Source organism: Bythopirellula superficialaquae (assembly GCF_059632245.1).
Map to the genome: position 1 here is coordinate 5208220 of NZ_CP197426.1, position 15531 is coordinate 5223750.

Consider the following 15531-nt stretch of genomic DNA (forward strand, 5'->3'; position numbering starts at 1 on the left):
CAATCCCCCTCCCGCTGTACCCAGTGGGAGGGGCTAGGGGAGGGCCTATCGCTTCGTCGGCATCCCTTCAATCGACAACTGCTTGTCGTACTCAATCTGCATCGTGTACTTCAGCACCTTCTGCTTTGGCCCAATCGCTTGAGCGGGGACTTCCACATCCCACCGTAGGATGCCCTCCTTGCGCTGATTCATTTGATACGATTCATCCTTGCTTAATTCTTCATCGCTCCGCACGAGCGTCACCTTGATGTCGTTCTCACCCACCGTCGGCATCCGGTCGAGCAGGCGCACGTTGGCTGGTTTGTCGCCGAAGTTTTCGAGCTTCAACTCGTAGATGAAATCGACCACCCGATTGCCACCTTGGATCCGTTCATCTTTCTTGAGCAGCTTCCGTTCGGCCCGCAGCGACGAGTCGATGCCCAATCCCACGGTGAAACTTTCACCCACGGCGACGGTTGGCATTTCGCCACGACCAACAAATTGTCCGCCCAAGAATGTCGCCACTGGACCGGCGAGAAAAACTTCATCACTGGTGTTGGTGAGCTTCGCTTCTTCGTAAACAAAGCTGGTCAGCACCGGCGTGGCCAAACGATAAAACTCACCCTTGAGCGGCATCGAAGCGATCTGAATCAACTGACGATCCGAACGACTGGGCAGGCTCGTGCTATTGGCCAGGTTGTAACTGACGCTCACTGCTTCGGCTTGCTTGATCGATTGATCGTCCATGCGAAGCGTGCTTAGCGAGTTATTCAAATCCATCAGCTGCAATTGGCTGGCGAACGAATTGAGCCCCACATCGGTATTGGCGGTTTGTCCAGAGAAATCCCAGCCCCCCACGCCGCCGCCGTATCCACCCATACCGCCTCCCATCCCTCCGCCACGACCGCTCCTGACGATATCCCTTCCTGCAAACGCCGACTCTGAGGCCGGGGCATTCGCCATCTGGCCAGGTGCCATCGCGGCGTTCCCCCGTGCTTTACTCAGTTGATCGATCTCTTGCTTCATCCGCGAATAATTCTGCGCGGCGAGCATTGGCTCTTGAACCTGCACGGGCTGACCCAACTTGATCGTCAATGCTTCCAAAGTCGGTGCCTTGGCCACGAGCGAAGGGGTCGCCGTCGACAACACCATCTGGACGTCGTTCCAATCTTCACCGCTCATTTGCTGAATCGAAGCATTGTATTCGACCGTGATTTCGTCCCGATCGTCTGTCGCTCGCAGGTTGTAGGATGGTGTCCAGCTCGCGTTCCCCACCAGATAGCTCAGCCGCAATGTCGCCGCGCCTGCCTCGGTCGCATTGATAAACACCACCGCCTCACGCACCGTCCGCGCCGAACCCTCGGCAATGGTTTGACGCTTGCGTTTCAAGAGTTCCATCTCTTGATTGTGGGCGCGCTCTTCCTTGGCCAGTTCCAACTCACGCTCGCCGATGCGGTCCCGCTCGGCAAACATAAATTCGGTGAGCGTTTTGAGTGTCTCGGCATTGAGCACGCCGCTTTTGAGTTCTTGATTCGAGGTGCTTGCCGTAAAATCCTTGAGGTTCTCAAGATAGGCTTTTCGCTCATTGAGAAGCGTTCGTTCTTCGATCACTGCCGCGATTTTGTCCGCTACGGCCTGAATTTGTTCATCGAGCTCGCGGACTTCCTGCCGCACGTCGGCTTCAATCGGCCGCTCGCGATAACGGACCGACCGCACTTGCACTTCGCCCGTCGGTTCGGCAAACAAACTTCCGGTGATCACGCTCTCCGGCAGACTCGAAACCACAACTTCGACCAAGCCATCGACGCTCTCAAGTTCGATCTCGCGTGTGACCAAAGCTTGCCCCTGATAGACCGTCACATCCGTCACCCGGCCTTCGGTGACAATCGGCTCGGCGGCGACCAGCGGCGTGATAGCAAGCAAACAAACGACAAAAACAGCAACACACGTGCGGCAAATCATGGGGTTTCTCCAAGAGACAAGGTTGGCTTCACACCTTCGACGCACCAAGTTTCGGAAAAGTTTCCTAGGCGCGTCAAGAATTCAGAGAAAATTAGCCGCGATTGAACTTGGAACAGTCGTCTGGATTAACGGTAAAGTGAACATCGGTGTAGTCGGAAACGAGGGTACGGTCCGAGTTGTTTGCGGACATCGTGCCGCGGAGCTGCCTATCTAGTCGAGTCCAGGACGTTGAGTTAAAGTATTACCGCGAACCGCACAGCATCACTCTTCTGGCACCCTCTTCAGAATTTTCTGCACATTAAGACGAGGGTCGTAAACATATTTATTAAGAAGGCAAAGACATGAGCGAAGGGCCTCACAAGTTCAATCATTCCGAGCGGGTCATCCCAGCGCAATACCTTATCCCGTTTATCCTGGTTACGACGCTCTTCGCGCTTTGGGGTTTCGCCAACGATGTGACCAATCCGATGGTGGCGGCATTCAAGAATGTGCTGCTAATTAGTAACTTCCAGAGCGCTCTGGTGCAGGCAGCCTTCTACGGGGGCTACTGTTTCATGGCAATCCCTGCCGCACTGTTCATCCACCGCACTAGCTATAAGGCGGGTGTGTTGATGGGCTTGGCGCTCTACGCAATCGGTTGCCTACTGTTCGTGCCAGCCGGCTGGTCGATGGCGTTCGCTTCGTTTTTGGCAGCTTACTTCATCATGACTTGCGGATTGGCGTTCCTCGAAACCACGGCGAACCCTTACATCTTGGCAATGGGTCCCGAACACAACGCGCCCCGCCGGCTCAATTTCGCCCAGGCATTTAATCCCTTGGGCTCTCTACTGGGGATGTTCGTCGCCAAGGACCTGATCCTCGCCCGCCTTGACCCCGCCGACGAAGAGGCTCGTCGATCGCTAGCCTCTTCCGACCCTCAGGCGTTTCTCGCCCTGCAAGAGCACGACCTGGGTGTCATTGTCGTACCGTACGTCACTCTCGGACTGGTGGTGCTTGCCACGCTCATTCTGTTTTACTTTTCCTCGCTGCCGGAAGGAGAGGTTTATGCTCAAGGCGATGGCCGTATCGGCGCAACGCTGAGACGACTTAGCCGCAATAAGCGCTATCTGGGCGGTGTCGTGGCTCAGGCATTCTATGTCGGAGCGCAAATCATGTGTTGGACGTTCATCATTCAATATGCAGAAAACGAACTTGGGATGCCGCGTCCTGAGGCCCAGGCCTACAACATCGTAGCGATGGTCATCTTCGTCACGAGTCGCTTTATATGCACCTACCTACTTAAGTTTTTTAACCCTGGTGCGTTGCTCGGGGTCTTAGCCTTATGCGGCATGCTGTTGGTGTTGGGTACAATCTTCCTTGAAGGCAAGACTGGCTTGTACAGTTTGGTTGGCGTCTCCGCCTGCATGTCGCTGATGTTTCCCACCATTTATGGTATCGCTCTTGAAGGGCTAGGCGAGGATGCCAAGTTTGGTTCCGCCGGACTCATTTGTGCGATCGGTGGGGGCTGTGTGATGCCTCCGCTTCAGGCGTTGATCATGGACGGTCAAGCCTGGCACATCGCCGGTCGAACACTCTCTTCAACCCGCGCATCCTTCTTTTTACCGCTTCTATGCTTCGTTGTTATTGCAGTCTATGGATTCGCCAATCGGAGCAATAAAGGAAACTAGACCCTCAGCAACACTGCCCGCCTTTATAAGTAGCATCAATGCCCCTTGTCGCGACCAAATCCCCCCAACCCGCCGCCTTGGCAAACTTTGCAACCAAATTCCCCTCACTTGCGGCCACACTCCCCTCGGCCACGCTGAGCGAGTAAAATCAAAGGTCACCCACCACTCGCCCGCGCTTGCCGTATGCCCGCTTCACACCGCCAACCCGAATTGCTCGCCCCCGCCGGGGATCGGCTCTGCATCACCGCAGCCGTCGAAAACGGCGCCGACGCGGTTTACTTCGGTCTCGAATCCGGCTTCAATGCTCGCGCTCGCGCGACGAATTTGCATATCGAAACGCTTCCCGAAGTGATGAGCTTTCTCCACGAACGCGCGGTGCGTGGATTCGTCACGCTCAACACGCTCATCTTTCCCAGCGAGCTCGATGCTGTTGAGCGCACGATCGTTCAACTCACCGCAGCGGGCGTCGATGCCGTCCTCGTCCAAGACCTCGGGCTCGTGCGGCTTATCCGCGCGATCAGCCCCGATCTGGCCATTCATGCCTCCACGCAAATGACGCTCACCAGCGCCGAATGCATCCGCGTGGCCGAGCAGTTGGGCATCGAGCGAGTCGTCTTGCCACGCGAACTTTCGATCGACGAAATCCGCGCGATCCATGAACAAACTACCATCGAACTCGAAACCTTCGTGCATGGCGCACTGTGTGTTGCCTATTCGGGCCAATGCCTCACCAGTGAATCGCTCGGTGGCCGCAGCGCGAACCGTGGCCAATGTGCGCAAGCCTGCCGCTTGCCTTACGATTTGATTTGCGATGGTGAGGATGTCGATCTGGGCGATCAGAAGTATTTGCTCAGCCCTCAGGATCTTGCGGCCTACGCACTCGTGCCAGAATTAATGAGTGCAGGCATCAGCTGCTTGAAGATCGAGGGTCGATTGAAAACGCCCGAGTACGTCGCCAACATCACCAGCCACTATCGCCGCGCGATCGATGCCGCCGTGGCCGAGCGGCCACTCGATTTCACCAGTCGCGACGTCCGCGAGATGGAACTTTCCTTCTCGCGCGGATTCTCGCCCGGTTGGCTCCAGGGTTGCGATCACAAGATGCTCGTCCCCGCGACCAGCTCCGCCAAACGGGGCGTGTTGCTGGGTAAGATCATTCAAATCCGCGGCCAACGCGTCGTCATCGAGCCAGTCGGCGAAGTCGCGCCGGGCGACGGCATTGTCTTCAGTGGCGACCGCGAACAAGGAACAGAGCAGGGGGGTCGCGTCTACGAAGTCACGCCCCGCGGCAAGCTGGTCGAGCTCGCCTTCGGCCGCGACTCCATCGATTTCAGCCAGCTTTATCCCGGCCAGCAAATCTGGAAGACCGACGACCCCCAACTCACCAACCGCCTTCGTAAAACCTTCAGCAGCACAAAACCACTCCGCCGCGTTCCCTTAGATATCACCCTCACCGCAACCACCAGCAGCCGCTTGCGGCTTAGCGGCCAAGCCACCAACGGTGCGCACTTCACAATTGAATCCAACGAACCCCTCGCCGCCGCCACCAAGCATCCGCTCACCAAGGAAGTTCTCACTGCCCAACTCGGCCGCCTCGGCAACACGGTTTACGAACTGCGCAACCTCAATGCCAAAATCACCGGCAGCCCCATGGTGCCCCTAAGCGTACTAGGCCAACTCCGCCAAACAATGATCGCAGAGCTCAACAACTCCCTCACCCAGCGTTCTCCAAACCGCTTGCGGCTTAGCGATAAAACCACCTTACATGTTGCGGCATCAACCCAAACTTTTATCGACGCCCACCCCAACCTCCGCATCCTCTGCCGCACACTCGATCAGGTCGAATCCGCCATCAACGCCGGGATGCGCGAACTATTCGCCGACTTCTGCGACATCCGCGAATATCGCCAAGCCGTGGAAATCGCCCATGCGCAGAACGCCAAAATATATCTCGCCACACCCCGCATTCAAAAGCCGGGCGAAGCTGGCATCTTCCGCGCACTCGCCAAGCATGGGGCTGATGGCTGGCTCGTCCGCAATCTCGCGGGTCTTGGGTTTTGTCAGGAAAACAAAATCCCCTTTGTCGCCGATTTTTCACTCAATGCCGCCAACCAACACACGGTCGATTACCTGCGCAATCTCGGCGCCGAGCGCGTGACCGTTTCTTATGATCTCAATCGCGATCAATTGTTGGAACTCGTCGACGCCGTGCCGCCGCAAGGGCTCGAAGTCGTGCTGCATCAACACATGCCGATGTTCCACATGGAGCACTGCGTCTTTTGCTCGGTGCTTTCGCCGGGAACGAACAAGCACAATTGCGGCCGGCCCTGCGACGATCATGAAGTCAAACTTCGCGATCGCATCGGCATGGAGCACGTCCTACAAGCCGACGTCGGTTGCCGCAACACGTTGTACAATGCCGTCCCCCAATCGGCGGCCGAAGCCGCGCCGCAACTCCTCGCGCGCGGGCTGCGAGATTTTCGCGTCGAACTGCTCGATCAAGCACCGAGTGAAGTCGGCAAGTTGATCGATCTTTATCAGCAACTCCTCGCTGGCCAAGTCACTGGCAAGCAAGTCTGGCAACAACTCAAAGCTGCCAACCGCGTCGGCGTCACCCGCGGCACACTCGAAGAACGCCGCAACCCCTTAGCGATTTTGTAAACTATTTTATTGACCACAAAGGGCACGAAGGTCACAAAGAAACTAATGAAACAATTGTCCTTTGTGCTCTTCGTGCCTTAGTGGTTAAAAATTGTGAAGGAACAAACTCATGCACTACCTCTACGGCACAAAGCGCGGCCAGCGGCGGCTCGTCGCTACGTTCGATTCCGAGCAGCAATTGCTGGCCTACGTCCGCTGGGCCACCTTGGAAAGTCACGGCCCGCAGCAAGGCAAGTTCGAACAAGGGAGCGCACTCGTGGGGAGCGAATCGTGGGACAATTCCACCGAACTCGACACTGCGGACGATCCAGAAAACGTCCCGCACAATCCCACGCCCAGCATGCTCTAGAAACTAAGAAGTCAACCACAAAGCCACAAAGGTCACTAAGTTTAAAATACTGAAAACAGTGTGTTTCTTAGTGCTCTTTGTGTCTTAGTGGTTTAGAAACTCTTCGAAAACTCACTCGCCGGCGTCCTTTTCTTCGTCGGCATAGCGCTGACGATCTTTGTCGGTCTCATACCCCACCGGTTCGATCCGACTCACTCGATTGCCGAGCCGTTCTTCCGCCGCGTCGGAATTGCCGCTTCCCGCCGCGTCTTGCAAATTCGCAATGCTCGGATCGCCGTGGCCAATCGTCGATCCCGCGAGTCCGCCCCAGGCCGTGCCGCCGCCGGCATCACCCACCGCATGCACGTCGCCCAAATGACCACGCCGTCGGCGGTCCTCGGCCATGTATCCTTCAGGAGCGATCGTATCCTGCGGCCCGCGCGGTCGGCCACGATTCAAATCCGCCGCGAATTCGCCGCTGACGGAAAGCTTTTCGGCACAACGAACACAATGTCGTGCAAACGGAATCGCCTCCAGCCGCGCCAGCGCAATCCCCTTGCCGCACTGTTCGCATTCGCCATAAGAATTGGCGGCGATGCGCGCGAGCGCGTCCCGCACTTCCGTGGCCAGATAACCTTCGTTTTCGGCCAGCACCGCGCTCATGTCGCGCGAGAATTCTTCGCTCCCCAAATCGGCCAAATGCAAAGGAACATGCGACAACTCGCCGTTGACTGACTGAAAGGCCTCATCCGCGACGGCCAAACCATCGTGCCGAATCCTTTGCTGCAACGCGACCAATGCCGCCCGAAACCGTTCCACCTTCTTTCGATCCATCCGAGTCAAGCCTCCCACCCTTGGAGCAACGTGTGTCTATTTCAATTCTAGGGTTGCTGGCAGGTGGAGGTCCAATGTTTCGAGTTCGACAGCAACCCTGGCTATGGTGAGATGACGAGGCGAAAAAAATTTGAGTGACAAGGACAGTTGAATGGGTGAGCACGGTGGACGGTGGGCTGTGGTGTATGGTCGTGGCCCGCTTCGTCATTCCCGAGAAGTCGGGAATCCAGTCTCAGATGCTTGGCCACAAAAAACGCGAAACATCACACAAATGAGCCCAATCGCGCTTGTCTCCGCCGCGCGGCTAACGAGAATCACCACAAACATTTAGCCCCGGGTGATTGGATCGTCTCAGCGATCCACACACCCGGGGCGGGATTTCATTTCCCGTACTTATCAAACAACGCCAAAATCTGCTCCGCCGTGCTGTGATTCTCGGCAAACAGCGGCGTCCGCTCATGAATCCCCTTGAACGTGCTGAGGATATACTCCGCATCGTCGCGGTTGAGCGTAGCGATACCCCTGGAACGGTTACCGCGAAGCGGTTCCATCCTTCAGCCCAGGGTTGGTGGCTTCTGGCCACTACCTGGGAGCACGGAATCCCGATGATTCGCTACCCTGCAAGGGTTGTTGATTCTTCATGTGTGGTCACGCGACGAACGCAGGATCGACCACCTATCAGTTGGCCATGCGATCAATTAAACTGCTCGTATCTCAAACTACCGTAGGGAAAACGGCTGATGCCCGTCGAAGCAAAACCACTCTTCCGCCCCGATGTGCTGCGTCCCCACGTCGAAGCATTTTCTCTTCCGCCTCATGTGGCAGACTTTCGTGATAAACTCGATCACTGGGTCAATTTGATCCGCTCCGAGAGAATCGACGCCTTTAACGAAAAAGAAATTCTGCCCGATTTTCTGACTGACTTCTTCGTAACGCTTCTCGGCTATCGAGGACCTGCCAGTGAGGGTGCTCGCTATACGTTTTCACGCGAGCGTCATGTCGAAGTTGATGGCAAGTTTGCCGACGCGGTGCTCGGTGATTTCAACGGTCAACATCGCTTTGTGGTCGCCCTCGAAGGCAAGGGGCCACGCGATCCGTTGGACCGCGCTTATGCTGGTCGTCGCGAATCGGCCGTCGACCAAGGTTACCGCTATGCGATCAATCTCCCCTGCGACTGGATTATCGTCACATCCATCCGGCAGACCCGGTTGTATCATAAGGGGTCCGACCAACATACGTACGAGCGATTCGACACCGTCGACTTGCTCGACGAAGCCACTCTTCGCCGCTTTGTGTTTCTCCTCGGTGCTACTCGCGTCGTGCAGTTCGACGGGAGTTGTCATCTCTACAGCCTGCTTGCCGAATCCGAAAAAGTCGGCCGACAGGTGACCAAGGATTATTACGTTCAATACGCCAACATGCGGCAGGATGCCTTCGAGCAACTCAGTCGCGACAATACCGAAGTAGCGCGTCCGGCGCTCCTCTCGTCCACGCAAAAGCTGCTGGACCGCGTTTTGTTCATGGCCTTTGCCGAAGACCGTGGGCTACTCCCAGCTGAGACAATTCGCAAAGCTTTTGAACATCGCGATCCGTACAACCCCAAACCCGTGTGGGACAACTTTCGCGGTCTGTTCGGTCACATCAATCGCGGCAACGCTGCCCTGGGAATCCACGCCTACAACGGAGGACTCTTTGCCGACGACTCCGTGCTCGATCATTTGGCCGTCTCGGATCAGGTCTGCGAGTTCTTCCATGACCTCGGCAAATATGACTATCGCCCCGCTCAACGTGCCGTAGAACTCGCCGACGATCGCGGCCAACTCATCGATGTCGATATCCTCGGTCACATCTTCGAACAATCGATTACCGATCTCGAAAAAATCCGCAACGAAATCGAAGGCCTCGTCGAACCGGTCGGAGCGGAGAAACATAAGACACGCCGCAAAAAGGAAGGGGCCTTCTATACCCCTTCGTTTATCACCCGCTATATCATCGAGCAGGCGTTGGGCGGTGTCGTCCGTGAACGATTCGAACAACTGCGCGCCACCATGCAATCCGCGGCTCGCGGCTTAGCAAAAACTGCGCTCGACGACCCCGCCGTTTACGACCTGGGTACTCTCGCAAAAGGATCCAAGACCGCGCTCGTCAAATTCTGGGAAGCCTGGCAGGATGAGCTCGCCACATTGCGGATTCTCGATCCCGCCTGCGGTAGCGGCGCGTTTCTCGTGGAAGCCTTCGACCAACTCCACGCGATCTATCAACGCTCCAACGACCGCCTCTATGAACTGCGTGGCCATGCTTCGCTGTTCGATCTCGATAAACGCATCCTGGAAAACAATCTCTACGGCGTCGACCTCAACGACGAGGCGATTGAGATTTGTCGCTTGAGTCTCTGGATCAAAACCGCCGAGCGCGGCAAAGCGCTTACCAGCCTCGACCATTCGATTCGTGTGGGGAACAGCGTCGTCGACGATCCCGCAGTGCATCCGAAGGCTTTTCATTGGAAAGCGGCATTTCCCGAAGTTTTCAAACATGGTGGATTTGACGTCGTGGTCGGCAACCCACCGTATGTTCGTCAGGAATGGTTCAGCGAATACAAGCCTTATCTGCAATCCGCCTACAAAACCTACCACGGTATGGCTGACCTGTACGTGTACTTCTACGAGCTTGGCTTAAATCTTCTCAAGCCAGGCGGCCTACTCTCATTTATCGTCACTAACAAATGGATGAAGTCGGGTTATGGTGAACCACTACGTCGGCTGTTCTCTGAGGATGCCTGGGTCGAATCAGTTGTCGACTTCGGCCACGCCAAGCAAATCTTTGCAGAAGCCGATGTCTTTCCCTCGATCATCGTGGCTCGAAAACCAACAGGAGCACCCAAGCCCAAAACTGCCCGATTGTGTTCGATCCCGCGCCAACAATTAAGAATTGATGATCTTAGCCACCAAATTGCAACTGAGGGCGTCGAACTCCCATCGGAGCAACTTGGCACAGCTGTATGGCAACTCGAGCCCAGCGGCGTTCCAATATTGATGGCGAAAATCCGAGATAATGGTATGACTTTGAGAGAATTCATAGGAAAAAGTCCCCTACTCGGAATCAAGACAGGTTTTAATGAAGCATTCTTAATCGACTCAGAAACTCGTGACCGGATAGTGGCTAGCGACCCAAAATCATCGTTGGTCATAAAACCATATTTTCGTGGTCAGGACATCGATCGTTGGCAGTCAGCATGGAGTGGGCTATGGATGATCGCCTTGCGGTCAAGCGAAAACTATGATTGGCCATGGGCTGAGGCAGGCGAAGATGCAGAATCAGTGTTCAAGCGAGAATACCCATCGCTCTACGAGCGTGCACTTGCATACAAGACAGGCCTAAAGAAAAGGCAAGACCAGGGGCGATATTGGTGGGAACTACGCTCCTGTGCATATTGGGAGGCGTTTGCGCTACCGAAGCTATGTATTCAGGGAATTGCATTTCACGCCCGATTCGCTTTTGATTCGTCAGGTGCGCTTCTTAATAACTCTGCATTTATATTGCCGACAACTGATCGTTGGGTACATGCTTGTCTTAATTCTCCTGCAATGTGGTATTACGCCTATCGCCAGTTACCCCATAAGAAAGATGAAGCGTTGGCAATGGATGCTGTTTGTGTTCAAGAACTGCCGATTCCGACGCCGTCTGAGACTCAGCGGGCCGAAGCAGAAACACGCGTGGCGGAATTGATTGAAATTTCAAATTCGCACCACGTTATGCGTCAGGATATTATCGACTGGTTGCGCCTGGAATACGACATCGAAAAACCCAGTTTAAAGTTGCAATCGCCAGCGAACCTCGATTCCGACGCCTTCGTTGCCGAAGTGAAACGCATTCGCGGCAAGAAGAATCCACTCTCGGTCGCCGCTCTCAAAATTCTCCGCGACGAACATGCCCGCACCATCGAACCAGCCCGTGCTCAGGCTGCGGAAGCCCTGCTTCTCGAACGTCAACTCTCAAATCTTGTGAACGAGGCTTATGGACTCACGCGCGAAGAAGTCGCCTTGATGTGGCAAACTGCGCCGCCACGCATGCCACTCCCATCACCAATGATGTAATTGTCGTTGATTGCTGCAACCCATTCAGGGTTGGTGTTTGGTGGGACGTATCTTTTCCGGGGGTATCGCTATGCTCAACCCCCGGCTACTAGCTGCCATGCCTCCGGCATGAAGAGAGGAAACCGCTGCGCGGTAGAAGAATTGGATTCCCGCCCCCACCTTCGTGAAGGCAAGCTCGGCTCGGGAATGACGGGAGCATCCGAGGTCACAGACTTCAGCCACAGTCTACACGTTAGCCGCGAGGCGGAGCGCGTCGCAGACGAGCGCGTTGCCAAATTTCGTAGCATGGACCCCCGGTCCGTGTTTTAGAAATACTCACGCGCCCGGGGGCCCATGCTACACGTTGCGTTGAAGAACCCCACGCTAGCGCGTTGGGGCTCAGGGGAGATACGCTGTTGTCAACAATTCCTTTTGCGCCACTTCGTGTTTTTCGTGGCAAGTTAGTTGCGAGTGGCGGGTTACGAGCTACGAGAACTCAAGACTCGAAACTCCCAACTTCTGCAGTGGCCAAAAATTGTTGTGGCCAGTCGCTTCTCAATCGCGATAATGGGGAATCGCCACTTAATAGGCATGCTCTTTGAAAAACTGAAATTGTGGAACGTAATTTTGGAACGCGCTACTTATACGTCTTGATCAAAAGTAGTCTCGTTTTGGCACGTGTGATTGCCGCAAGAGATTGGACCACCAAGACTTGTGACATCGCCAGGTGACAAAACCCAAGACTTTCGTCACCAAAGTTGGGACCCCAGTGATCGGGCGAAAAATCAGGTTGGCCGCGCCAGAGCAGTGCAAACCAAGCAAACCTCGCAAACCTGGCAAAGCAGAAGATTTTGTAGGCCGGACCGAGTAACACGAGTTCCGGCAATGAAGTAGAACAATCAAGGCGATGCCGGAACTGCGCGGAGCTTGTTCGCGGCCTACGACTAACGACTCGCGAAGCTCGAAATAAACCCTGACAAGTTCGACAAGTTGGAAGAGTTGGAAGTCTTGAAATGAGAGACACTAGGATAAGGCCATGGACTGTAGCACAGTGGAATTCTGTCGTTGGCCCCACAGTCCACAGTCTTACGGTCTACCGTCCCACTCACCCCCTGGGCGGGTGGCGGCTTGGTGGTTTAGTGAAGCACGGCATTCGCTCGGCGAATCGCAACGTGGTAATTTGTGATAGAAACAGGGCTAGCTGGTAGCATAGGTAAAATTTGTCGGGGAAATCCTTGACTTGGCCATGGGCGCCGGACTACAACTAGAGCGGTCCAGGGCGTGTGCCCGCGACATTTGATAGCGTTCACGCAAACGAGTAAGACCTAATTCGCGTCACAACCTAACAGCCAGTTCCACAAGGAATAGCTAATTACCCGAGCGACAGCCTGAGCCTTCTTAGTGTATTGCGATATCGCAATGCGCGAGAAGTTTCAGGCTGTCGCTTTTTTGTGAATTGCGTTGGGAACAACACAACCACAAGAAGCGACGTGCCCGCGAGTTGCTGACTCAACGGCTTCACCGCCAGACGTACATCCGATAGAAGACTGCTAATTAACTGAACCGGTACCCGAATTTCTTTCCTCAAGCGGCGCTTGGTATGCGCTGTTTGATTCCGAAAGATTTTCGCGTGCCGGTTTTTTTGTTGCCTGCATTTTTGTGTCGCCGCCAAGCAAGGCAAGGTCCGCGACGGACTGAATTTGGATTTATCAGCATCATACGGAAATCAACTGGAGAAGAATTAATGAGAAGACAACAAACTGCCACCGCCGCCTTGGCGTGCTTGGCCCTGTGTTTGGTCTGTGCGACTTCGCTTCGTGCCACGACCATTCACTCCAACGTTTCGGGAGCCACTGTCAATTTCACGGGCATCAGCGAAGGCTCCCCCTCGGGCGATCCCGAACCTCTCTACGGCCAACCCAACGCCGTTGGCGACACGCTGGTGTTCCCCACGACCTCGAACTTCGCAGCTAGTTCGCTCGATGGTGCAGCCTCGGATCAAACCGACGGCAAGTTGACACTCACCATGGAGGCCAAAGCCGGCTACACGCTCACATCGCTGAATATCTCGGAAGGTGGACTCACGACTTTGAATGCACCTTTCGGTGGAAATGCCTTTACGCAAGTCGTGGGCTTTGCCGTGGTAAAGGTGCTGGAGATCGACAATCTGCCGGTCGTATTGCCTGCCGTGCAATCCTTTATGTCGTTTACGCCACTCGGCGGTCAGTATTTGTTGAGCTCAATCGGCGGCTCGTCGTACTCCACGGGCTGGACCGGCACGTTGACCTCGTTGTTTCCAGCAGGCACCACGAAGGCCTTGATCACATTAAACAACAACCTGTTTGCCGCCAGCCTGGGTAACGGCACGCGGGCGTTCATCGATAAGAAAGCGTTCGAAATCGATATCGAAACGGAGCTCGTTCCCGAACCAACGACCGTGGCGCTCGGTGTTTTCGCTGCGGTGGGAATGACCTTAACTTCGATTCGTCGGCGGCTTGCTATCTAGGTTTATATTCTAGGCGAATTCGTTGAAAAATAACGATAAGGGAGTGCCGATTGGCGCTCCCTTATTTTTTGGACCCACGCAACCACGCGTCATCTGCCGCTGTGAAAACCGCCTGTTGTCGCGGCATCGCTGCCAGCCGGAATTGCTCGCAGAACTCGTCGGCTGTCATTTCACGTCGTGGTCCCAGCCCGCACCACTCGGTGAGGAGCCCAATGATCCGTTTCCGCGAAACACCTTGTTGGCGATAGTGCGAAAGTCGGCTGTCGCCGTGGCGTTTGGCCAGTCGCCGGCCATCTTCGCCTACAACCAAGGGGAGATGCGTGTAGGTTGGGATGGGGGTCAAGCCGAGGAGTCGGTAGATCAGCATTTGCCTGGGCGTGGAGCTTAGCAAGTCATCGCCGCGGATGACTTGATCGATCCCTTGCCGAGCGTCGTCCACCACCACTGCCAATTGATAGCTTGGAAGTTGCTCCTTGGTGCGGACTAGAAAATCGCCAATCGATTGCTGGATATCAAATTGTTGGTGACCAGCGAATTGATCGTCGAAATCGGTAATGCCTTCCGGAACTCTTACCCGTAATGCGATGTCACTCCTAGCCACATCGGCGGTTGAAAGAGGTGTTCGCACAGGCGGTCGACAAGTCCCCGGATAACGCAGCTCATGTACGTCGCCGTGGGGTGCCGACAGCGCGGCATCTTCGATCTGCTTGCGCGTGCAACCGCAACAATACAATTCCCCCTGCGCCGCCAGTTTCGCCAGGGCTGCTTCGTAGGGTGCAAGATCATGGCGCTGATAAAAGGGACCTTCATCCCAATCCAGCCCCAGCCAGTTCAGCAGTTCGATCGATTCCTCGGCGGCACCCTGTTTGATCCGCGGGCCATCAAGATCCTCGATCCGCAACACAATCCGCCAACCTTGTTGCCGCGCGAGAGCCCAGGTCACCAGGAACGTCCGTGCATTGCCCAGATGCAAAGCGCCGGTGGGAGAAGGGGCAAGTCGTGTGCGGTGGGTGGGCATAAGGAAGTTGCTTTGAATTACAAACGATCAACCCGTGAGCAATCTCTCAGTTATTCTCTCGACAAGTGCCGGGAGTTGTGAGAATGTATAACCGATTTCCCGACGCCGCCACACTCCGAAGCACGAAACACCCCGCATGAAGATCACTCCCAATTCCATGCTTGCCACGTTTGGACCTGCCTTCGCGGCAGTTGTCGGGATCTTGTTACTGTCGTACGGCTTTATCGAACCGCATCGCCCCTGGTTTGTCGCGGGCAGTATTCTGTTAGCCGCGGGGGTCATCGCGGCTCGAATTCGACAAGAATAACGTGGAATAAAGCGATTTTCTTGCCTCAGTGGCGGATTGAAATTAAGATGGATGCAGGCATCAACAGCGCCAAAGTCCTTTTTTAGCAGGCTTGTTCTCGTGCAATAATCGCACCGCCGCGGCTTTGAATTCTTACAAAGCAGCTCTGCGCTAACATTCTTAGCGTGTTCTTCTGGCTCGCCAGTCTTAAGTGGTA

General features: G+C 55.3%; 10 protein-coding genes. 6 read left to right on the plus strand and 4 right to left on the minus strand.

Annotated features, from left to right (window positions below):
• Nucleotides 1–45: 45 nt before the first annotated feature.
• Nucleotides 46–1941 carry a mucoidy inhibitor MuiA family protein gene (locus tag SH678x_RS21520; RefSeq protein WP_496920521.1) on the minus strand — a complete coding sequence of 632 codons (1896 nt, stop codon included), beginning with the start codon at nt 1939–1941 and terminating at the stop codon, nt 46–48.
• Between the two features lie 341 nt (nt 1942–2282).
• Here SH678x_RS21520 and fucP point away from each other — a divergent pair, with 341 nt between their 5' ends.
• The 3 genes from fucP (at nt 2283) to SH678x_RS21535 (ending at nt 6618) form a co-directional block, all read left to right on the plus strand.
• Nucleotides 2283–3608 carry an L-fucose:H+ symporter permease gene (gene fucP / locus SH678x_RS21525; protein ID WP_496920522.1) on the plus strand — a complete coding sequence of 442 codons (1326 nt, stop codon included), beginning with the start codon at nt 2283–2285 and terminating at the stop codon, nt 3606–3608.
• Nucleotides 3609–3791: 183 nt separating this feature from the next.
• Nucleotides 3792–6269: a U32 family peptidase gene (locus SH678x_RS21530; protein WP_496920523.1), complete on the plus strand. Its 2478-nt coding sequence runs from the start codon at nt 3792–3794 to the stop codon at nt 6267–6269.
• A 109-nt stretch (nt 6270–6378) separates the two neighbouring features.
• The gene (locus SH678x_RS21535) at nt 6379–6618 is read left to right on the plus strand and encodes a hypothetical protein (protein WP_496920524.1); all 240 of its coding nucleotides are present in this window, start codon (nt 6379–6381) and stop codon (nt 6616–6618) included.
• A gap of 111 nt (nt 6619–6729) precedes the next feature.
• On the opposite strand, the gene SH678x_RS21540 is transcribed toward SH678x_RS21535, so the two are convergent.
• Nucleotides 6730–7431: a TraR/DksA family transcriptional regulator gene (locus SH678x_RS21540; RefSeq protein ID WP_496920525.1), complete on the minus strand. Its 702-nt coding sequence runs from the start codon at nt 7429–7431 to the stop codon at nt 6730–6732.
• Between the two features lie 380 nt (nt 7432–7811).
• A complete protein-coding gene (locus SH678x_RS21545; protein ID WP_496920526.1) occupies nt 7812–7982 on the minus strand; it encodes a hypothetical protein in 171 nt (56 codons plus the stop codon).
• 189 nt (nt 7983–8171) lie between these two features.
• Here SH678x_RS21545 and SH678x_RS21550 point away from each other — a divergent pair, with 189 nt between their 5' ends.
• Both SH678x_RS21550 and SH678x_RS21555 read left to right on the plus strand, forming a co-directional pair.
• Nucleotides 8172–11525 (plus strand): Eco57I restriction-modification methylase domain-containing protein, encoded by a 3354-nt coding sequence (locus tag SH678x_RS21550; RefSeq protein ID WP_496920527.1) that lies wholly within the window; start codon nt 8172–8174, stop codon nt 11523–11525.
• A 1723-nt stretch (nt 11526–13248) separates the two neighbouring features.
• Nucleotides 13249–14010 carry a hypothetical protein gene (locus tag SH678x_RS21555; RefSeq protein WP_496920528.1) on the plus strand — a complete coding sequence of 254 codons (762 nt, stop codon included), beginning with the start codon at nt 13249–13251 and terminating at the stop codon, nt 14008–14010.
• Nucleotides 14011–14071: 61 nt separating this feature from the next.
• Here SH678x_RS21555 and gluQRS read toward each other — a convergent pair whose 3' ends face one another.
• The gene (gene gluQRS, locus SH678x_RS21560) at nt 14072–15028 is read right to left on the minus strand and encodes a tRNA glutamyl-Q(34) synthetase GluQRS (protein ID WP_496920529.1); all 957 of its coding nucleotides are present in this window, start codon (nt 15026–15028) and stop codon (nt 14072–14074) included.
• 136 nt (nt 15029–15164) lie between these two features.
• Here gluQRS and SH678x_RS21565 point away from each other — a divergent pair, with 136 nt between their 5' ends.
• Complete coding sequence (locus SH678x_RS21565) at nt 15165–15335, plus strand: hypothetical protein (protein ID WP_496920530.1); 171 nt, start codon at nt 15165–15167, stop codon at nt 15333–15335.
• Nucleotides 15336–15531: the final 196 nt, after the last annotated feature.

Coding starts and splice junctions, on each gene's coding strand:
- SH678x_RS21540 (WP_496920525.1), bottom strand. CDS start 7,431: ATGGATCGAAAGAAGGTGGAACGGTTTCGGGCGGCATTGGTCGCGTTG.
- SH678x_RS21530 (WP_496920523.1), top strand. CDS start 3,792: ATGCCCGCTTCACACCGCCAACCCGAATTGCTCGCCCCCGCCGGGGAT.
- gluQRS (WP_496920529.1), bottom strand. CDS start 15,028: ATGCCCACCCACCGCACACGACTTGCCCCTTCTCCCACCGGCGCTTTG.
- SH678x_RS21555 (WP_496920528.1), top strand. CDS start 13,249: ATGAGAAGACAACAAACTGCCACCGCCGCCTTGGCGTGCTTGGCCCTG.
- SH678x_RS21565 (WP_496920530.1), top strand. CDS start 15,165: ATGAAGATCACTCCCAATTCCATGCTTGCCACGTTTGGACCTGCCTTC.
- SH678x_RS21545 (WP_496920526.1), bottom strand. CDS start 7,982: ATGGAACCGCTTCGCGGTAACCGTTCCAGGGGTATCGCTACGCTCAAC.
- SH678x_RS21550 (WP_496920527.1), top strand. CDS start 8,172: ATGCCCGTCGAAGCAAAACCACTCTTCCGCCCCGATGTGCTGCGTCCC.
- fucP (WP_496920522.1), top strand. CDS start 2,283: ATGAGCGAAGGGCCTCACAAGTTCAATCATTCCGAGCGGGTCATCCCA.
- SH678x_RS21520 (WP_496920521.1), bottom strand. CDS start 1,941: ATGATTTGCCGCACGTGTGTTGCTGTTTTTGTCGTTTGTTTGCTTGCT.
- SH678x_RS21535 (WP_496920524.1), top strand. CDS start 6,379: ATGCACTACCTCTACGGCACAAAGCGCGGCCAGCGGCGGCTCGTCGCT.